Annotated in this window: 18 protein-coding genes and 1 tRNA gene; 7 read left to right on the top strand and 12 right to left on the bottom strand. The window is 71.0% G+C overall.

The genetic code is table 11. The features are described 5' to 3' along the window. Positions 1–37: 37 nt before the first annotated feature. The 4 genes from BM093_RS26740 to BM093_RS26725 form a co-directional block, all read right to left on the bottom strand. Positions 38–1,120: a helix-turn-helix transcriptional regulator gene (locus BM093_RS26740; RefSeq protein WP_093351905.1), complete on the bottom strand. Its 1,083-nt coding sequence runs from the start codon at positions 1,118–1,120 to the stop codon at positions 38–40. 29 nt (positions 1,121–1,149) lie between these two features. After that, entirely contained in the window at positions 1,150–2,235 is a 1,086-nt protein-coding gene (locus BM093_RS26735) for a VOC family protein (protein ID WP_093351901.1), read from the bottom strand. 226 nt (positions 2,236–2,461) lie between these two features. Continuing rightward, complete coding sequence (locus BM093_RS26730) at positions 2,462–3,229, bottom strand: SDR family NAD(P)-dependent oxidoreductase (protein ID WP_093351897.1); 768 nt, start codon at positions 3,227–3,229, stop codon at positions 2,462–2,464. After that, positions 3,226–3,645 carry a tautomerase family protein gene (locus tag BM093_RS26725; protein ID WP_093351892.1) on the bottom strand — a complete coding sequence of 140 codons (420 nt, stop codon included), beginning with the start codon at positions 3,643–3,645 and terminating at the stop codon, positions 3,226–3,228. Before BM093_RS26725 ends, BM093_RS26730 begins: the two co-directional genes overlap by 4 nt. Before the next feature lie 198 nt (positions 3,646–3,843). Here BM093_RS26725 and BM093_RS26720 point away from each other — a divergent pair, with 198 nt between their 5' ends. From BM093_RS26720 to BM093_RS26695, 6 genes are all read left to right on the top strand, one after another. Continuing rightward, positions 3,844–4,743 (top strand): acetaldehyde dehydrogenase (acetylating), encoded by a 900-nt coding sequence (locus tag BM093_RS26720; RefSeq protein WP_093351888.1) that lies wholly within the window; start codon positions 3,844–3,846, stop codon positions 4,741–4,743. Beyond that, a complete protein-coding gene (dmpG, locus tag BM093_RS26715; RefSeq protein ID WP_093351885.1) occupies positions 4,740–5,786 on the top strand; it encodes a 4-hydroxy-2-oxovalerate aldolase in 1,047 nt (348 codons plus the stop codon). Before BM093_RS26720 ends, dmpG begins: the two co-directional genes overlap by 4 nt. Beyond that, positions 5,783–7,246, top strand: a complete 1,464-nt coding sequence (locus BM093_RS26710; protein ID WP_093351877.1) for an aldehyde dehydrogenase — start codon at positions 5,783–5,785, stop codon at positions 7,244–7,246. Before dmpG ends, BM093_RS26710 begins: the two co-directional genes overlap by 4 nt. A gap of 70 nt (positions 7,247–7,316) precedes the next feature. Next, positions 7,317–7,700, top strand: a complete 384-nt coding sequence (locus tag BM093_RS26705; protein ID WP_093351871.1) for a RidA family protein — start codon at positions 7,317–7,319, stop codon at positions 7,698–7,700. Between the two features lie 46 nt (positions 7,701–7,746). Next, positions 7,747–8,550, top strand: coding sequence for a 2-keto-4-pentenoate hydratase (locus BM093_RS26700; protein ID WP_093351869.1), 804 nt, complete (start codon positions 7,747–7,749; stop codon positions 8,548–8,550). Further along, positions 8,550–9,332: a 2-keto-4-pentenoate hydratase gene (locus BM093_RS26695; RefSeq protein ID WP_093351866.1), complete on the top strand. Its 783-nt coding sequence runs from the start codon at positions 8,550–8,552 to the stop codon at positions 9,330–9,332. Before BM093_RS26700 ends, BM093_RS26695 begins: the two co-directional genes overlap by 1 nt. Positions 9,333–9,400: 68 nt before the next feature. Here BM093_RS26695 and BM093_RS26690 read toward each other — a convergent pair whose 3' ends face one another. Together BM093_RS26690 and BM093_RS26685 are read right to left on the bottom strand one after the other, a co-directional pair. Beyond that, the gene (locus BM093_RS26690; RefSeq protein ID WP_093351862.1) at positions 9,401–10,189 is read right to left on the bottom strand and encodes a hypothetical protein; all 789 of its coding nucleotides are present in this window, start codon (positions 10,187–10,189) and stop codon (positions 9,401–9,403) included. Continuing rightward, positions 10,186–11,001: an IclR family transcriptional regulator gene (locus BM093_RS26685; protein WP_093351859.1), complete on the bottom strand. Its 816-nt coding sequence runs from the start codon at positions 10,999–11,001 to the stop codon at positions 10,186–10,188. The genes BM093_RS26690 and BM093_RS26685 overlap by 4 nt, the downstream gene beginning before the upstream one ends. Positions 11,002–11,105: 104 nt before the next feature. Here BM093_RS26685 and BM093_RS26680 point away from each other — a divergent pair, with 104 nt between their 5' ends. After that, positions 11,106–12,107 carry an AraC family transcriptional regulator gene (locus BM093_RS26680; protein ID WP_093351856.1) on the top strand — a complete coding sequence of 334 codons (1,002 nt, stop codon included), beginning with the start codon at positions 11,106–11,108 and terminating at the stop codon, positions 12,105–12,107. A gap of 52 nt (positions 12,108–12,159) precedes the next feature. On the opposite strand, the gene BM093_RS26675 is transcribed toward BM093_RS26680, so the two are convergent. The 6 genes from BM093_RS26675 to BM093_RS26645 all read right to left on the bottom strand — a co-directional run bounded on the left by BM093_RS26675 (position 12,160) and on the right by BM093_RS26645 (position 17,340). Next, positions 12,160–12,642, bottom strand: a complete 483-nt coding sequence (locus BM093_RS26675) for a flavin reductase family protein (protein WP_093352077.1) — start codon at positions 12,640–12,642, stop codon at positions 12,160–12,162. A 53-nt stretch (positions 12,643–12,695) separates the two neighbouring features. Continuing rightward, a complete protein-coding gene (locus BM093_RS26670; protein ID WP_093351853.1) occupies positions 12,696–14,279 on the bottom strand; it encodes a 4-hydroxyphenylacetate 3-hydroxylase N-terminal domain-containing protein in 1,584 nt (527 codons plus the stop codon). A 442-nt stretch (positions 14,280–14,721) separates the two neighbouring features. Next, positions 14,722–14,797 (bottom strand) — tRNA-Arg (locus BM093_RS26665). Between the two features lie 207 nt (positions 14,798–15,004). Continuing rightward, positions 15,005–15,652 (bottom strand): SRPBCC family protein, encoded by a 648-nt coding sequence (locus BM093_RS26660; RefSeq protein ID WP_177238727.1) that lies wholly within the window; start codon positions 15,650–15,652, stop codon positions 15,005–15,007. A 454-nt stretch (positions 15,653–16,106) separates the two neighbouring features. Next, positions 16,107–16,739, bottom strand: coding sequence for a maleylpyruvate isomerase family mycothiol-dependent enzyme (locus BM093_RS26650; protein WP_093352068.1), 633 nt, complete (start codon positions 16,737–16,739; stop codon positions 16,107–16,109). A gap of 91 nt (positions 16,740–16,830) precedes the next feature. Beyond that, positions 16,831–17,340: a hypothetical protein gene (locus tag BM093_RS26645; protein ID WP_093351850.1), complete on the bottom strand. Its 510-nt coding sequence runs from the start codon at positions 17,338–17,340 to the stop codon at positions 16,831–16,833. Positions 17,341–17,740 lie beyond the last annotated feature (400 nt).

Below are 17,740 nucleotides of genomic sequence, written 5' to 3'. Positions count from 1 at the left end.
GGCAGGTGGTCCCGAATGCGAAGCCGCGACGCCGGGGTCAGCTCCCCGACCGCAGGGCCACTGACGGGGACGTGCCGTACCGGGCCCGGTAGTGCGCGGCGAAGCGACCGACGTGCGTGAAACCCCAGCGATGCGCAACCTGGGCGACGGTGGCGACAGCGGGGTCCGCGGTGATCAGGTCTGCGTGAGCCCGTTCCAGGCGGACCCGGCGCAGATACTCGATCGGCGTCAGGCCCAGGTGCTGACGGAACGCGGCCTGCAACCCACGCGTGCTCAGCCCGGTCGCCCGGGCGACATCGGGCACCGACAGCGGTTCTGCGGCGCGGTCGTGCATGATGTCCTGCGCGCGGCGGACGGTCCCGGGCAGGTGCACCTCGGCCGGCTCCAGTAGTCGTGGCAGCAGCGGATGGTCGGCGGCCAGGAGCATGCCGGTCAGCAGGCTCTGGGTGAGTGGGCGCATGACGAGCTCGTTGTGTACGAGGGAGCTGCGGTCGTCGAAGCCGGACAACAGGTCGAGCAGTGAGCGGAGAACCAGCCACCACTCCCTGCCCCGACCGGTGGTGAGGTCGACCAGCGGAGCCGCTCGAAGCGGCTCCGACGCCCCAGCGAGATCGGCCAACGTGTGCTCGACGGCGACGCGGTCGAGCCGCACCCCGAGGATCGGCCGTCCTCGGCCGAAGCCGGTCATCGACGTGGGGCCGTCCGGACCGAACAGCACTGCCCGGTCAGGGGACGCCACGAATCTCTCCGTGCCGGCTTCGCAGCCCAGCTCCCCGGCGAGCGGCACGTTGGCCTCGTAGGCCACCTCCATGTCGTCCGTTTCGATCCGGACAGGTCCCGCGTAGGACAACTTGCCCACAGTGACCGGGCCGTAGGTGACGGCTCGCAGACGCATGTCGAACGGGCGGGATTCGTCCAGCAGACGGAGGCGGTGCGGATGGTAGACGTCGGTTCCCACACGGAGGGCATCGTCGACGGTGGTACTGGTGACGGCCACCGAACCGGTCCGTGACGCAACCTGCCCCATCGACACCTCCTCGGGCCAACGGAGGTCCAGCGTAGCGCCGGTGGCCGAGATGTCGAGGCTGCGGAAGCAGCGTTCCGATCCGGTGGCCGTCACCGAGCGGGCGGCCCGACCATCCGGGAGCGTCAGTGTGCGGGCACGCCGCTGGCGTGCTCCGAACTCCCGATCGCGTCCGGGATGTTCTCGGCGGCAGTGACCGCCTGCGGTGTCGGCTCCGGCCCACCGGCGAACTGCGCGATGTGGTCGGCCAGCGTGAGCCTGCTCGGCGTGCCGTAGGTGAAGTACGTCTCGAACGGCAGCTTGGCGCCGCCGATGGCCAGGCCGGTGTCGATGTCGGACATCTGCCAGGTGCGGGTGCCGGCGTCGGGGTCGAGGTGCAGGTATCCGGTGTCGCCGAACAGCTCGATCCGGTTGCCGCCGGGTTCGAAGACGTAGAGGAACGAGCCCTGGGTGATGCCGTGCTTGTCCGGGCCGGTCTCGATCTCGATGTCGTATTCACGGAACATCTCGGCCGCGTCGATGTTGTGCTGCGGGATGCCGTAGTACATGGCGACGTGGTGGAAGCGTCCGCGCTCGCCCAACATGTCGCGCATGCAGGCGACCTCGTGGCCGAGGATGTTGGAGCTCATCCAGGCACCGATCTCGACCTGCCCGTCGACCACCCGCTCGGTCGTGGTGAAGCCCAGGTGCCGCTCGAAGGACTCCTTGACCGGGGTCACGTCGCTGGCCATCAGGTTGATGTGGTCGATGCGCTTCACCGGAAGGCCTCGGAGCGGACGCTTCGACGGCCGGGTGAGGATCTTGCTCTGCAGCTCCGGCGGGGCCTGGTACTTCTCGGCCTCCCACAGCAGGGAGAAATGGTGCCCGTCCGGCGTCTGGAACTGCAGCGTCTTGCCGTAGCCGAATTCGTCCTCGGTCCAGCGGACATCGACGTTGTCGTCCTTCAGCGCCTTCGCGCGGCGCTCGAGCGCTTCCGGCGACGTCGTGCGCAGCCCGGCGCGGCAGAGGCCGGCGTGCGGCGCCTCGGTGATCTTGATGCTCCACTGGTACGGGTCCTCGTAGGCCCGCAGGTAGACCGACTGGCCCGCGCGGTGGGTCTCGTACATGCCCAGGAGCTGGGTGAAGAACCACAGCGTTCCGTCGGGGTCGGGGGTGTACAGCTCGGTCCGGGCGAGGTGCGCGACCTCGTGGCGGGGAGTGCTGTCACTCATCGTGGGCTCCTCGGAGGGTGTGTGCGGTAGGGCCGGGCCGGAGAGGGATGTGCCGGACGACCGGTTGGGGTCACTGCTCCCGGGGTCCGGGGGAGGTCCGCCGTCGGTGCCCGCGTCGCGACGACCATCGCACCGCGTTGTGGGACGGACCACGCGTGTCCGGGCACCCCGAACGGGCGGTGGCCCGGTGTCGCGGGCGTTCGGCACTCAGGGATGCCGGAGGGCATCAGAACAGGCCCCGACGTGCACCGCTGTCGAGCGCGACGGTCGACCCGAGCAGCGCGTCGGCCTCGGGGGCGAGCAGCAGCGCAACAGCCCACGCGACCTGCCCGACGGTGGTGAGCCGGTTCAGCGGCGAGTGGCTCCGGAACCCGTCGAGCACGGTCTCGGTATCGACGCCCCGATCCGCGGCCGTCGCCGCCGCGATGCCGTGCAGCCGCGCGGTGTCCAGCGGTCCCGGCGCGACCAGGTGTGCGGTCACGCCGCGCGGCCCGTAGTGGTCCGCCAGCTGCCGGACGAGGTTGGCGAGCGCCGCGTTGGTGACCCCGGCACCACAGGTCCGAGGCACCGGCTCGGAGCCGAAGTGGCCGCCGATCGCGACGATCCGGCTGCCGGGTGCCAGCCGGTCCTCGACCGCCCGCACCGCGCGCAGCAGACCGCCCAGCTTCAGCGCGACGACGACGCCGAGGTCCTCCGGCACGATCCGGTCCAGCGGCCCGGTCGGGGGCAGCCCGGTGGCCTGGACGATCATCCGGACCGGCCCGCCCACCTCGGCACAGGTGGCTGCGATGGTGGAACCGGCGTCGTCCGAGCCGATGTCGGCAGGGCAGGCCACGACACCGGGATCGGCGTCGGTGAGCTCGGTCAGCGCCGCGGCGTCGCGAGCCACCGCGACCACGGTGAGGCCTTCGCGGCGGAGGCGTTGCCGGATCGCGCCGCCGACCGCGCCTGTCGCACCGACGACGACAGCGGTCCCGGCCCCGTTCGCGGTCACCGCGCACCGCCGCGTGCCGCGATCTCCGCCGAGCGGACCTCGGCGGCCGGGACGCCCCCGATCGCCCAGTCCGTTGGGTCAAGCTCGGTCGCGCGCCCGCGGACGACGGCCCGCTCGACGCCGAGGTGCTCAACCACGAGATCGGTGAAGGCTGCCAGCAACCGCGTCCGGTGCTCCGGCGGGCGCCCGGCGAGGACGACGAACTCGAAGATCGGCGCCACAGGCGTGGTCGGGTCGTCTGCGAAGGCGCCGGCGACCCAGCTCAGCGCGGGGTCGTGGGTACGGACGGAGACCCGCACCCGCTCGACCGGTGCGCCCAGGACATCGGCGTAGATGCGACCGGCGGCTGCCACCAACGCACGGACGTCGTCTCGGGCGTGCTGTCCCTCGCCGAGATGGAAGGTCAGAACGGGCACGGAGGTCTCCTCGCGGTCGGGTGCCGGCCGTGGCCGAGCGTTTCGCGCATCGGGCGGTGCCGGTGAACTCGTCGCCGATATCCGGACACCGGCGGCACACAGGGCGGCGCCGTTCCGCGATCCGGGAGACCGGTCGTCGTCGCTCGCTCCGCACCTAGCTTCGGCAGCCGACTACCCGCTCGAACGGAAGTGGTAACGATGACTGCGCGACTGCACGCAGCGATCGTCGGATCCGGCAACATCGGAACCGACCTGCTCTACAAGCTCCGCCGATCGGAGCTCGTCGAGCCGCGCTACATGATCGGTATCGACCCGGCGAGCGAGGGGCTGCAGCGGGCGGCGGAGATGGGGCTCGAGACCTCCGCCGAGGGTGTCGACTGGCTGCTGTCCCGGCCCGAGCTGCCGCACATCGTGTTCGAGGCGACCTCGGCGAAGGTGCACGCCGCTGCCGCGCCCCGGTACGCCGAGGCCGGCATCCGCGCGATCGACCTCACCCCGGCCTCGGTCGGGCCGTACGTCGTGCCGGCGGTCAACCTCGACGAGCACGTCGGCTCCGGGAACACGACCGGCGCAGTGAACATGAACATGGTCAGCTGTGCCGGGCAGGCCACCATCCCGGTGCTGTGGGCGATCAACCAGGTCGCCGACGCCTCCTACGGGGAGATCGTCGCTGCGATCGCCAGCGCGAGCGCCGGCCCCGGGACGCGACAGAACCTGTCGGAGTTCAGCGAGAAAACCGGTCGCGCACTCGCGCAGGTCGCCGGTGCCGACCAGGCCAAGGCGATCTCGGTGATCAATCCGGCGGAGCCGCCGATGATCATGCGAGACACCGTGTACGCGATCGTCCGGGAGCCGGACGACACGCGGATCGAGCAAGCGGTCCGGGACATCGTGGCGAAGGTCCAGGAGTACGTGCCGGGGTACCGGCTTCGCCTGGTCGACGTCGACGGCGACCGGGTCACCGTCATGCTCGAGGTCGAGGGCGCGGGTGACTTCCTGCCGCGCTACGCGGGCAACCTCGACATCATCACCGCCGCCGCCGTCCAGGTCGCCGAAGCGGTCGCGACGAAGGCTCTCACGGACGGAGTCCCGGCATGAGTACGAACGACGCCACCGCGCGCAGGTCGGTGACCTTGGTCGACACCAGCCTCCGTGACGGCATGAGCAGCGTGTCCCACAAGTTCACGCCCGCACAGGTCGCCGAGATCTCGTCCGGACTCGACAAGGCGGGGGTCTCGACGATCGAGGTCGCCCACGGGATCGGCCTGGGAGCCTCGTCGATCCAGTACGGCTTCGCCGCCGCGACCGACCCGGAGTACGTGCGAGCCGCGGTCGAGGCCACCGGGCAAGCTGATATCGCCGTGCTGTACGTGCCCGGCATCGCGACACTCGCCGAGCTGGGCGGTGCGATCGAGGCCGGTGCCCGCACCGTGCGGGTCGCCGTGCACTGCACCGAGGCCGACTGCGCGGAGCAGCCAGTCGTGTGGGCCCGCGAGCAGGGCATGCGGGTCATGTGCTTCCTCATGATGAGCCACAAGCTGGAGCCGGCGGCACTGGCCGAGCAGGCCCGCAAGCTGGAGTCCTACGGCGCCCAAGTCGTCTACGTGGTCGACTCGGCCGGCGCGATGGTCCCGGCGCACGCCGGCGCCCGGGTCGCGGCGCTGCGCGAGGCGATCTCGGCCGACATCGGCTTCCACGCCCACAACAACCTCGGCGTCGGTGTCGCCAACGCGCTGACCGCGGCCGAGCAGGGCGCCACCTACATCGACGGCTCGCTGCGCGGGCTCGGCGCCAGCGCGGGCAACGCGCAGACCGAGGTCCTCGCGGCCGCGTTCGACCGGGCGGGCTGGGGCACCGGCGTCGACCTGTTCGGACTCGTCGACACCGCGGAGCGCGTCGTCGCCCCGCTGATGAGCGAGCCACAGATCATCGACGAGACCGCGCTGATCCTCGGCTACGCCGGGGTGTACTCGACGTTCTTCCACCCGACCAAGCGGGCCGCACGCAAGTACGGGGTCGCGGAGCGCGACATCCTCGTCGAGCTCGGGCGGCGCGGTGTCATCGGTGGACAGGAAGACATGATCATCGACGTGGCGGCGGAGCTCGCGGGTCGCGGCGAGAAGGCGGAGGCGACCCGATGAGTACAGCGCCACAGCAGGTTCGGCACCTCATCGGTGCCGACTGGACGGACTCCGCGGACGGGGCGGTCTTCGAGACCCGCGATCCGCACGACGGTTCGTTGCTGGGCACCGTCGCGCGCGGCGGCGCCGCCGACGGCGAGCGGGCGATCACCGCCGCGCGCACCGCCTTCGACGAGGGCCCGTGGCCGTCGATGACACCGAAGGAACGGCAGCGCGTGCTACACGCGGTGGCCGACGCGATCGACGCGCACCGCGACGAGCTGGCCCTGCTCGAGACCCGCGACGCCGGCAAGGTGCTCGGGCACATGCAACACGCGGAGATCCCCCGGGCGGCGCAGAACCTGCGCTTCTTCGGCGACTACGCCGCCATGGCGGCGAACGACGCCTACCCTGACGGCGCGCTGCTGTCCTACGTGCTGCATCCGCCGGCCGGCGTGGTGTCGGCGATCAGCCCGTGGAACGCGCCGCTGATGCTGGCGTCCTGGAAGTTCGCCCCAGCGCTGGCGTTCGGTAACACGGTCATCCTCAAGCCGGCTCCGCAGACCCCGCTCACCGCCGCCCGCTTCGCCGAGCTGGCGCTCGAGGCCGGTCTGCCCGAAGGCGTTCTCAATGTGGTCCAGGGCTTCGGCGGGGACGAGGTGGCGGGCCCGCTGACCAGCGACCCGCGCGTCGACCGGATCACCTTCACCGGCTCCACGGCGACCGGAAAGAAGGTCGCCGGCGCCGCCGCACAGAACCTCACCCCGATCTCGCTCGAGTTGGGCGGCAAGTCGGCCAACATCGTGTTCGACGACGCCGACCTCGACGTCGCGACCGACGTCGCGATCAAGGGCGTCTTCGCGGGCAGCGGCCAGGTCTGCCTGGCCGGGACCCGGCTGCTGGTCCAGCGCGGCATCTACGACGAGTTCCTCGCCCGGTTCACCGAGAAGGCGCAGAAGCTCGTCGTCGGCGACCCGAAACAGGCCGGAACGTTCATGGGTCCGTTGATCGAGGAGCCGGCACTGGACAAGGTCCACGGCTACGTCGAACTCGCACAGTCGGAGGGCGGTGAGGTCGTCACCGGCGGTGCTCGGCTGACCGACGACGGGCTCGCCAATGGCTTCTACTACCCACCCACGGTGATCACCGGTCTCACCAACATTGCGCGCACCGCGCGCGAGGAGATCTTCGGTCCGGTGCAGACGGTCATCCCGTTCGACACCGAGGACGAGGCGCTGCGGATCGCCAACGACAGCGATTACGGCCTCGCCGGGATCCTCTGCACGCAGAACCTGGACCGCGCGCACCGGTTGGCTGCGCAGTGGCGGACCGGGATGGTCTGGATCAACTGCTTCTTCGAGCGTGACCTGCGGCTGCCCTTCGGCGGGGAAGGCATCAGCGGGGTCGGCAGGGAGGGCGGGCAGTACTCGCGGGAGTTCTTCACCGACCCCCGCGCTGTCACACTGAGGCTGCGCGGATGAGCGAGCATGCGAGCGAATCATCGACACAGCGCTCCGCGAAGCGTCGACCGAGCGCCAGCGAGGGAATGCGATGAGCCGGGAGTCGGTCGACGCGCCGGGGTGCGGGCACGCCACCCCGATCCCGGCGGCGAGCCGGATCGGTCCGCTGCTGGCCTCGAGTGTCGTCGCGCCATACGACGTCGGTACCCGGGAGGTCCCCGCCGACGCGGGGGAGCAGGTAGCCAACGTCTTCCGGCGGGCCGGGCTGATCCTCGCCGCGGCCGATGCGGGCTGGGCGGACGTCCTGCGCATCACGTTCTTCACGACCGGACCCGCGACCAGGGACGCGATCGATCGCGTCTGGACCGAGCACTTCCCGGACCCGGAGAGCCGCCCGGCGCGGCACACCCAGCTCGTGACCCTGCCTGCCGGGATGGAGGTCCAGTGCGAGTTCCTCGCCGTCCTTCCCGCCTGAGCCCTCCCCGCACGAACCCCGCCCAGCTCACGAGGGAGCGCACCCGATGACCAGTGTCGAGTCCGCACTGCACACCGAAGCCGCCCGCCACCTGCTGTCGGCGTATGCGACCGGGAAGCCGGTCGCTCCGATCATCGAGGAGTTCCCCGGCGCCACGATCGACGACGCCTACCGCATCCAGCAGGCCCAGGTCGCCGACTGGGTGGCGGGCGGGGACCGGATCCGGGGTCACAAGGTCGGCCTGGCCTCCGCCGCGATGCAGCGCCAGGCCGGGGTGGACCAGCCCGACTACGGTCACCTCACGGAGAGCATGTTCTTCCTCGATCACGAGCCGATCCCAGCGGGCACATTCCTGCAGCCGCGGATCGAGCCGGAGATCGCGTTCGTACTGAAGCGGCCGCTGCGCGGGCCCGGTGTCACTGTCGCCGAGGCGATCGCCGCCGTGGACTTCGTGCTTCCGGCGCTGGAGATTGTCGACTCGCGGGTGCGGGACTGGAAGATCTCGATCGTCGACACGATCGCGGACAACGCCTCGTCCGGCGGCGTCGTCCTCGGCTCGACGCCGGTCTCGCCGCACGCGGTCGACCTGCGACTGACGGGATGCGTCCTGTACCACGGCGGCCGGGTTGCGGGCACCGGTGCCGGTGGCGCCGTGCTCGGGTCACCGATCAACAGCCTGGTCTGGCTCGCCAACACGGTCGGTCCACTCGGGATCGAACTGGAGTCCGGACACGTCGTCCTGCCGGGGTCGATGACGGCCGCTCAGCCGATGGCCCCCGGCGACACGTTCTCGACCACGATCGCCGGGATCGGCACCGTCACCGCCGTGCTCGGCCGGGAGGAGTCCTGATGGACACAGCATGGGACATCGGCCGGGTCGCCGACACCCTGCTCGAGGCGGAGCGGTCGCGCACCGCCCGAACCTCGCTCGCCGAGGAGTGGCCCGACCTCGACGTCGAGCGCGCCTACCGGGCGCAGGACCTCGCCCTGCGACGCCGGCACGAGCAGGGCGAGACCACGGTGGGGATCAAGCTGGGCCTCACCTCGAAGGCGAAGCAGCAACAGATGAAGGGCACCGAGCCCTCGGTCGCCTGGCTCACCGACGCGATGGAACTCGACGGCGACCGCCCGATCCCGCACGACTCGATGATCCACCCGCGGGCCGAGCCCGAGATCGTGTTCGTGATGCGGGACCGGCTGCGCGGTCCTGGGGTCACCGCGGCCTCGGCACTGGCGGCGGTGGGCTCCGTCGTCGCCGGACTGGAGATCATCGACAGCCGGTTCGCCGGGTACGGGTTCACCCTCCCGGACGCCATCGCCGACAACAACTCGTCGGGGGTGTTCGCGACCGGTCCGGTGGTCCGCTCCACCGAAGGCCTGGACCTCGCGTTGGAGGGGTGTCTGCTCGAGGTCGACGGCGCGGTCGTCGACAGCGCGGCAGGTGCGTCGGTGCTGGGGCATCCGGCGCAGGCGCTGGCGTTCGCCGCGAACCAGCTGGCCCGGCGCGGCCACGCGATCGAGCCCGGCTGGCTCGTGCTCACCGGTGGGATGACCAACGCCGTGCCGGTCGAGCCGGGGGCGCGCATCGCCGCGCACTTCACCTCGCTGGGGTCGATCGTCCTCAGCGCCTGACGGGGCGTGCACTCCGGCCCCGCCCGGCTCGCCCGGGCGGGGCCGACGTTCGTTGGGCCCCTCGGCTGTCAGGGCAGTAGGTCGACCGCGACGGATCCGGCCGCGTGCCCGGGGAGCCGGAGTACCTCGCCGTCGACCTCGGCCGTCACCGGCCGGCCGTCGGCGAGTGCAGCCCACTGTCCGGACGGAGGCAGGGCGGGTGCGCGTCGCGTGTGCACCACACCGTCGACGAGCACGCCGTCGACCCGGTGCGGGCGCCCCAGTGCCCGGGCGGCCGCCGCGAGGTCGCCGTGGCGGACACACCGGCGTACGTAGGACGACGAGCAGACCGTGTCATCGGTGGCAACCGGGTGCAGGCCCACCGGGTGCACGCCGAACCCGCACCGGGCGCCGAGATCGCCGAGCGTCGTCACCGTGCCCGCACCACGACGGCCGAAGGTGAAGTTCGTGCCGACCACGATCTCCCGGGTGCCGAGCCGGTCCCGCAGCACCGACCTGGCGAAGTCGGTGGGGGAGCGGGCGGCGAGCACGTCGTCGAACGTCAGGACGACGACAGCATCGACGCCGAGCGCGCCGGCGAGCTCGGCCCGGCGACGGGGTGTGCTGAGTGCCCCGGTGTCCTTGCGCAGGCCGAGTACGGCGGCGGGATGCGGATCGAAGGTGACCAGCAGTGTCGGCATCCTGAGCGATCGGCCGAGTGCGACGGCCGAACCGATCAGGCGCGCGTGGCCGCGGTGCACCCCGTCGAAGACCCCGATCGTCGCGACTCCGCCGCGGAGAGCGACCGGTAGGCCGTCGGGTTCGCAGAGCGGTGGTGGGCCGGCCCGGGCGGTGCGCGGCCGGGCGAGGACGGTCATGACGCACTGCCGTAGGCGTCGGTGGCCTCTTGCAGCGATCGCGACGGCGCGGTGTCGGCGGCGACGTCCACCAGGCTCCGGGAGACCGCCCGTGTCGTGTCCAGCACGGCTCGGGCCATCTCGTCCCGGCGCAGGCGGAACCGCGAGGACGGGACGCTCATGCTCACCGCGGCGACCACCGAGCCCAGATCGTCCCGGATCGGTGCGGCCACGCAGTGCACCTCGTGTACCGACTCACCCAGATCCATGGCGTATCCGGTGGAGCGGCACCGGTCGAGCTCGGTGCGGAGCCGGCTCGGATCGGTGACCGTGGACGGGGTGAAGCGGCGCAGCGGCTCCTGGTCGACGATCCGGCTCAGCTCCTGGTCGGAGAGCCGAGCGAGCAGGGCCTTGCCGACCGCGGTGCAATGTGCGTGTCGGCGGGATCCGACCTGGGCGCCCTGGACGGAGATGTTGTGGGTGCCGGGCACCTTGTCGAGGTAGAGGACCTGACCGCGTTCGAGCACCGCCAGGTGCGTGGTCTCCCCGAACCGGTCCACGAGGCGCTCGAGGTGCGGTGCCGCGCAGGACCGGACGTCGACCGAGCCCCGTAGGGCCTCGGCGAGTTCGACGACCCTCCAGCCGATGCGGTAGCGACCGCGGGCGCGGCAGTGCAGGAGCCCGGTCTGGACCAGGCTCGCCAGCACGGCGTGCGCACTCGAGCGCGGGATCCCGACCGCCGTGGCGACCTCGCGGACGCCCCACTCGGGGCGCTCCACGGTGAACAGGTCCAGAATCGGGCCGATCTTCTGAATCGTCTGGAGACTTGCCATCCGGTCCTCCCTGTGAGCGTCGTCGCTCTGTGCCCGAGGGCCTAGACTTCGGGCTTGCAGGTACGGTGATCTGCAAATGTAGGAGATCGGAGCAGATCTTCCCCATGGCCACACGCGCACCGGATCCTGGCGCTGCGCGCACCGGATCCGAACTGGATGTCCTGGTCTCGACCGAGGGGGTCTCCGCCCGGCGGGCACCGACCGTCTGGGGCGACGCGATCAACTCCCAGTACTGTGAGATGGACCTGCAGGTGCTCGGCCGGCGGGACACGTTCGACGGGCTGCTGCACGCGGTGCCGGTCGGGCGGCTGGACTTCAGCCGGATGCGGTCCTCCCCGCACCGGGTCGTCCGTACGCCTGCCATGATCCGGTCCGACGACCGGTCCGAGATCCTGCTCTGCATGGTGACCCGCGGCGTCGCCGAGGTGCAGCAGAACGGGCGTACGTGCACCGTGGAGGGCGGCGCGCTCACCCTGGTCGACTGCGACAGCCCGTTCCTGTTCGCGCTACCGGAGGACTTCGAGCAGGTCATCGTGCGCATCCCGCGTCGACAGCTGCTCGCCTGCCTGCCCGAACGAGCGGTCGCGGGTGCGACCGCGCGGACGTTGACCACCCACACCGGGATGGGGAGCGTGCTGGGTGCGTTCATCCGTCAGGTGCTCGTGCTCGACGACGACAGCTTGCAGCGCTCGGCCGGCACGCTGGCGGCCTCGACGCTCAATCTGCTGTCCGAGGCCCTGGCGGCCGAGCCGGGCGGCGCCGTCACCCCGGCAGAGGCGGCCCGGCGGCACGACCTGCAACGGGCGAAGGACGCGTTGCGGGACAACCTGCACGATGCCGAACACACGATGGACGACCTCTGTCGGGACCTCGGGGTCTCCCGCCGATACCTCCAGACGCTTTTCCGGGACGGTGGCAGCACTCCTTCCGGGTGGCTGCGCGAGGCCCGGATGGAGCGGGCCCGGCAGCTCCTGCGCACCACGGATCTGACCACGGAGGCGGTCGCCGAGCGGTGCGGGTTCAAGGACTACTCGCACTTCCACCGGACGTTCAAGGCCCACTCCGGGAGGGCTCCCGGGGCGTTCCGCAGGGGCGGAGACGGGTGAGGCCGGGCCGCATCGGGTGCGGCCCGGCCTCAGATCCGGAGTGCGGAGACGGTCAGAAGCCCCAGGGGTCCGGCTGCGGGGTCGTCTCGAGCCACTGGAAGCTGCCGGTGTAGAAGACCAGCGGCTGACCGTGGTCGTACCAGAGCCGATCGACGTACCCGATGTGCAGTGTGTGGTCGCCCGCGGGGTGCGATGCCTGCACCGTGCAGGCCAGATGGACGAGTGCGCCGTCGAGAAGCGGCACGTCCCCCCGCCACACGAACCGCGCCGGGCCGGGATCCTGCGGTACTCCGGCGAAGTGCAGCGACAGCGGTTCCTGGTCCCTGGCCAGCACGGAGACCCCGTAGCGGCCGGTCTCGAGAATGCGGGCGTTCATTCGGGCCCGGTTGGCGATCGACACCAGGACCAGCGGCGGGTCCAGCGACACCGAGGTGAACGCGTTGGCCGTCATACCGTGCACCGAGGCCTCATCGGGGCCGTCCGCCGTGGTCACGATCGTGACGCCGCTGGCGAACCTGCCGAGCGCCTGCCGCATCCGGGGCGGTGTCGCTGCCAGGATGTCGGGGTGGTCCGGCGCCGTCACGATGCTCACCGGGCCCCGGTCGCCCGCCGCACGACCTCGAGGTCGTCGTTGTTGATGAGGTCGGGCCGGGACCAGCCGTCGACGTCGTACTCGGCCATGCACTGCTCGGCGAAGCCCTTCAGCTCGAGGTCCTGTCCGGAGGCCTGGTAGGCGAACAGGGTCTGGAACCGGACCGCCTCGTGGTCCCCGCCGTAGTTGAGCTCGTAGAGCTCGTGCCGGCCCCCGAACTCGGTGCCCACGGCGTCCCACAGCAGCTTGAGGAGCTTGACCCGGTCGATCGCCTCGATCCCGTTCGATCCGCGAACGTACTGGTCGAGGTAGGGCCGCACGTCCGGGTTGTTCCAGTCGCTCTGGTGCGAGTTGAGGTAGATCAAGCTGCTGCCCAGCGTCTGCTGGATGATCTCCTTGATCCGCGGGTATCCGACGCCCATGAACGTCCGGTAGGCGAGGCCGTAGTTGAGGTTCGGCTGCACCGACCCGTTCACCCACTCCTGCGGCGACTTGGCCATCGCGTCGGACAGACCCCAGAACATGTCGCGCCAGTTGAGGATCTCACCGACCTGCTTCTGCACCCCGCGGAAGCTCGAGGTCCCGGTCGTCTCCACGGCCTTCATCACACACCCGGCGATGAAGTCGAGCTTGACGGCCAGCCGGGCGCAGCCGTGGAACGTGAAGCGTGGCAGGAAGCCCGAGGCCATGACGAAGTTGTTCGCCGCGTCGGCGTCGTACATGAACACGTTCTCCCACGGCACCAGCACCCGGTCGAGAACCATGATCGCGTCGTTCTCGTCGAGCCGGCTCGAGAGCGGGTAGTCGAACGGGCTGCCGGTGACGGCAGCGTTCCACTCGTAGGAGGTGCGGCAGAACAGCTTCATCCCCGGCGAGTCCATCGGCGCCGTGAAGATGACACCGAACTCCTTCTTCTTCAGCGGTAGCCCGTAGTGGGCGATGAAGTTCGCGTTGGTCAGTGCCGAGCCGGTCGCGACGACCTTCGCGCCGGAGACGATCAGACCGGCGTCGGTCTCTTCCTCGACGTGCACGCACACGTCGGCGGTCTGGTCGGCGGGCTTGTCGCGGTCGATCGGCGGATGCACGATCGCGTGGTTCAGGTACAGGATCCGCTCCTGGGTCTCCCTGTACCAGCGCAGCGCGTTCTCTTTGAACGGACCGTAGAAGTCCGAATTCGCGCCCAGCGTTCCGAGGAACGACGCCTTGTAGTCCGGGGTACGCCCCATCCAGCCGTAGACCATCCGCTGCCAGGCGACGATCGCATCCCGCCCGGCCACCAGGTCGTCCGCGCTCGTCGCGGTCTTGAAGAACGGGTGGGTGAACCCGCCGTTCCCGGTGTCGGTGGGGGCGGTCAGCTCGCTGGGCCCGTTCGGGTCGTGCAGCGCGTCGTACAGCCGGGCGACCGAGCGCGCCGAGTTGCGGAACGCCGGGTGTGTGGTGACGTCGTCGACCCGCTCGCCGCGGAAGTACACCTCGCGGCCGTCCCGCAGGGACTCCAGGTACTCGGAACCGGTCATCGGCCGGGTGCCTGAGCCCGCTCCCTTCGCGTTGCTGTCGCCCCGGAGCTCGGTCGTGGTCATCGTTGGCCTCCCTGGTCGTGGCACGACGGCGACCGCAGCGCGACGCCATGTCGTGTGGTCGCGCCCACCCTGTGTTCGGATGCCGGCCGGTCGGTCGGACGTCCGTCATGGCGGGCCCCGACCGACTGGAGGGACCTACACGTCCGGATCCGCCGGACGGGCACTCGCTACGCAGCTCCGCCGAACGGACTGTGGCGGTAGGACGTCCGACCGGCACGCGACGCGGCGCCGACGGTCCGAACTCGTCGGCGTCGAACGAGCCGGCGACGACGGTCATCGGACGCCCCGGCGTGGATCTCGTCGATGCTCTGCGACTGCGTCGGCAGCAGGTTGCGTGTCCGTCGAGGTCGACGTGGCCCGGGCATCCGGCATCGTGGACCGCTTGGTCAGCAGGCGATAGTCATCTGCTGCGTTCGCGACAGCATGATCACTGCTCAGGTTGTGGCGCCCCCGGCAGGATTCGAACCTGCGACACCCGCTTTAGGAGAGCGGTGCTCTATCCCCTGAGCTACGAGGGCCTTTCTGAAGGCTACCTGGGAGTCTCCGGAGCCTTCTCATCGCCGTCGGCGTCCCAGGGCAAATCTGGTGCCATCGGCACCACGCTCACGATCCGTCCGCCGGCACGTGCTGCAGTGCCAGGCCCTGCGGCCGCTTCGGCATGTGCGCCGGGTCCGCGAGCGACGGCTCCCGCGACGGGACGAGCTCGATCGGGATGGTGTGCCCCGTCAGGCGTCCCCTCCGGGGGCGTAGAACGCGGTGGTGGCCGTGACGGCGGCCGCCACGTGCCCCGGATCCCCGCCGGCGGCCAGGTGAGCTTCGCCCCATGCAGCAGCGCTGCGCCGCAGGAACTCGCGCCCCGTGGGCGAGGTCGGGAAGTCCTCGTGATCGAGGGCCTCCCCGCCTGTCAGGAACCGGGCCAGGGCGAGGAGATGCAGGTCCCAGCCCACACCGCCGGCACCGGGGCCATAGGTCGGGAACATGGGCTCCCCGACGGCCGCTGCATGGATCAGTTCGAGTTCGGTGTCCCCGGCAGGGCCCGGGGACAGGCGCACCTCGACCTCGCTCGTGCCCGGCCACTCGTCGGCGTCCGGCCCGAACAGCCAGGACACCCGCAGCAGATGCGGCGGCTCGCACCGGAGGATCTCCCCGTGCTCACCGCCGTCCAACTCGAACGACCCGCCGAGCCGTAGGTCTCCGGTGACCGGCTTCAGCCAACGGCCCAGCCGCTCGGGGTCGGTGATGGCGTTCCACACGTCGTCGACCGGCGCGTCGTAGCGACGCCGCAACTCCATCGTGTACGCATCGCCGGCGGGCAGGGTCGCTGTTCCCATCGCCCGGCGCGCAGCGGCCAGTTCGTCCAGCACGTCCTTCATGTCATGTTCCTTTCACTGGCGGATCGATCGTGCCGATGTCGAGCCGTTGGTCCCAGAATCCGCGAAGCCGGTCCAGTCGCACGTCGACCTCGCCCTGCGACGTCGGGTCGACGGCATGGAACCGGCGAGCCCTCGGCCCGGAGCGGCGCGAACCCGTTCGCACGCAGAACATGAGGACGCGGGGAAACAGCCGGTTGGGGCAGCGCGAGCGCAGCCCGGATCACGTCTGTGATCGCCCCGGAGGTCTGCTCACCCTCGGCGATCAGCTCCAGAATGCGCCGGCGCACCGGGCCGCCGAGAAGGTCGAACGCGTGCACGAATCCGAAGTATACCGGTCTACACTTATATAAGCTAGGACTGTATCAGTGCGCGACGCCCGATTCCGGTGTCGGGCGCGGCGGCTGGGCACGGGCCGGGACGACCGGTATGTGTCGAAAGCGCCTGGGGGTCGTGGTCACGCCGCTCCGCGGGCGCGGACCAGCTCGGCAAGGCCCGGGCCATCGAGCTCCCCGGGCTCGACGGGCCTGCCCGAGATCGCCAGGAGCAGCGCGAGCGCGCCTCCGGTGATCTCCGGGCCGTCGCCGAGACAGATTTCGGCGTCGGTCGCCGACAGCCGGATCCCGGCGATCAGCTCCCGGGCCCCGCCGAACGAGGTCGACGTCCGGGCCTGCAGCGCGAGTGCCCGGTGGACGGCCTCGGGCCGGTAGGCCCGGCTGATTCGCAGCGGGCGGCGGATGTCCTCACCGTGCACGACCATCTCGACCAGCCTCGTGTCCAGCGGCGCCGGCGGCCTGCGCGTCAGCGACCGGCACGCGTCGAACCGGCGCAGCGTCTGCCCGGGGCTCGCGCCGCGTTCGCGGGCGACCCCCGTCGCGTTCTGTCGGTCGAAGTCCATCCGCGCACGGATCATCCCGACGACGAAGCCGGTCCGGCCGGTGCGGGCGGTGTCGACGAGGTGGGCCAGCACGTCGTGCACGGTCCACCCCGGACAGAACGAGGGCGTGTCCCACAGTGCGTCGGGAACGTCCCGCAGGTCGTCGGCGAGCGCGGCCCGTTCCTCGTGTACGAGCTCCCAGACATCGGTCACGGTCATCCTCCACCGGCGATCAGGTCGTTGACACACGACGGGACCGCCCGGCGCCCGCGAACTCATCGGCCGGGCGGCGGAGGAGCCCTGTTCAGCCGGCGGCGGGCCAGTCGCGCGGCCAGGGCTGGTCGAGCGCGCCGGGGTCGACGCGGGCGTGCTCGGCGGCGGCATACAGGCGACCGCCGGACTCGGTGAAGGCGCCGCTGCGGCGCATGGTCGCCACGAGCTCGTCGGCGATCCCGTCGGCCGGGCGGTCCAGCTGGTCCGCAGTGTCGGTGAGCCAGGCGCGGGCGAGCAGGTAGCCGTGCACATCGTCGAGAGCCATGCCGTCGCGGATCATCAGGGCGTAGCCGAAGATGCGCCGAGCGGCGTACCAGACGGCGCCCTGCGGGTCGTCGACCAGGCGCTGTGCGCGGCGGTGGGCGTGCGCGAGCGCCGCGGCCGGGTCGGTGGGCAGGGGGCCGTGCGCCGGGATGATCACCCGCGGGTCCAGCGCGTCGAGCCGCTCCAGGGAGGCCTTGGCGATCGCCGTGGCCTCGTGGTCGTCGAGCGCGCGGTCGACCGTGTAGGGGCTGACCGGCTGGTCGAGGTACTCGGCCATGCAGCACCCCGGGTCGCGGCGGCGGACCGCGTCGGCGTCGGGCCCGCTCGCGGCTGGTGGAGCACCCTGCCGGGGAGGCAGGGCCCCGGCAAAGTCAGGATGAGCGACTGCTGACCTGCGGCGACACGCGGGCGTAGGTACGAAGGCGGGCACGGGGCCCGACGTGATCATGAGGGTGTCGAAGTCCTTGATCACGTCAGGAAGCCCGTGCCCGCGTTGTCAGTGTCCCCGATCGTTGCTGCCCTGGATCAGGTGGAGGTCGACCTCGATGAGGTGATCGCCACCGCTGCGACCGAGCCGGCGCCAGCTGTGATGTTGTCGCTGGTAGAGGCGTTGTCGCAGGTTCCCGACCCGCGCAAAGCGCGAGGAGTGCGCCACGACGTGCTCGCGGTGCTGCTAC

Source organism: Pseudonocardia ammonioxydans, assembly GCF_900115005.1.
In the GTDB taxonomy this organism is placed as follows: domain Bacteria; phylum Actinomycetota; class Actinomycetes; order Mycobacteriales; family Pseudonocardiaceae; genus Pseudonocardia; species Pseudonocardia ammonioxydans.
The sequence above is the reverse complement of the archived record's forward strand: the minus strand, read 5'-3'. Positions and strand labels throughout refer to the sequence as shown.

What these genes read in the sequence shown, in the direction of transcription:
- BM093_RS26735 (WP_093351901.1), bottom strand. Translation starts at nt 2,235, where the DNA reads ATGAGTGACAGCACTCCCCGCCACGAGGTCGCGCACCTCGCCCGGACC.
- BM093_RS26720 (WP_093351888.1), top strand. Translation starts at nt 3,844, where the DNA reads ATGACTGCGCGACTGCACGCAGCGATCGTCGGATCCGGCAACATCGGA.
- dmpG (WP_093351885.1), top strand. Translation starts at nt 4,740, where the DNA reads ATGAGTACGAACGACGCCACCGCGCGCAGGTCGGTGACCTTGGTCGAC.
- BM093_RS26710 (WP_093351877.1), top strand. Translation starts at nt 5,783, where the DNA reads ATGAGTACAGCGCCACAGCAGGTTCGGCACCTCATCGGTGCCGACTGG.
- BM093_RS26705 (WP_093351871.1), top strand. Translation starts at nt 7,317, where the DNA reads ATGAGCCGGGAGTCGGTCGACGCGCCGGGGTGCGGGCACGCCACCCCG.
- BM093_RS26700 (WP_093351869.1), top strand. Translation starts at nt 7,747, where the DNA reads ATGACCAGTGTCGAGTCCGCACTGCACACCGAAGCCGCCCGCCACCTG.
- BM093_RS26695 (WP_093351866.1), top strand. Translation starts at nt 8,550, where the DNA reads ATGGACACAGCATGGGACATCGGCCGGGTCGCCGACACCCTGCTCGAG.
- BM093_RS26690 (WP_093351862.1), bottom strand. Translation starts at nt 10,189, where the DNA reads ATGACCGTCCTCGCCCGGCCGCGCACCGCCCGGGCCGGCCCACCACCG.
- BM093_RS26685 (WP_093351859.1), bottom strand. Translation starts at nt 11,001, where the DNA reads ATGGCAAGTCTCCAGACGATTCAGAAGATCGGCCCGATTCTGGACCTG.
- BM093_RS26680 (WP_093351856.1), top strand. Translation starts at nt 11,106, where the DNA reads ATGGCCACACGCGCACCGGATCCTGGCGCTGCGCGCACCGGATCCGAA.
- BM093_RS26675 (WP_093352077.1), bottom strand. Translation starts at nt 12,642, where the DNA reads ATGCGGCAGGCGCTCGGCAGGTTCGCCAGCGGCGTCACGATCGTGACC.
- BM093_RS26670 (WP_093351853.1), bottom strand. Translation starts at nt 14,279, where the DNA reads ATGACCACGACCGAGCTCCGGGGCGACAGCAACGCGAAGGGAGCGGGC.
- BM093_RS26660 (WP_177238727.1), bottom strand. Translation starts at nt 15,652, where the DNA reads ATGAAGGACGTGCTGGACGAACTGGCCGCTGCGCGCCGGGCGATGGGA.
- BM093_RS26645 (WP_093351850.1), bottom strand. Translation starts at nt 17,340, where the DNA reads ATGGCCGAGTACCTCGACCAGCCGGTCAGCCCCTACACGGTCGACCGC.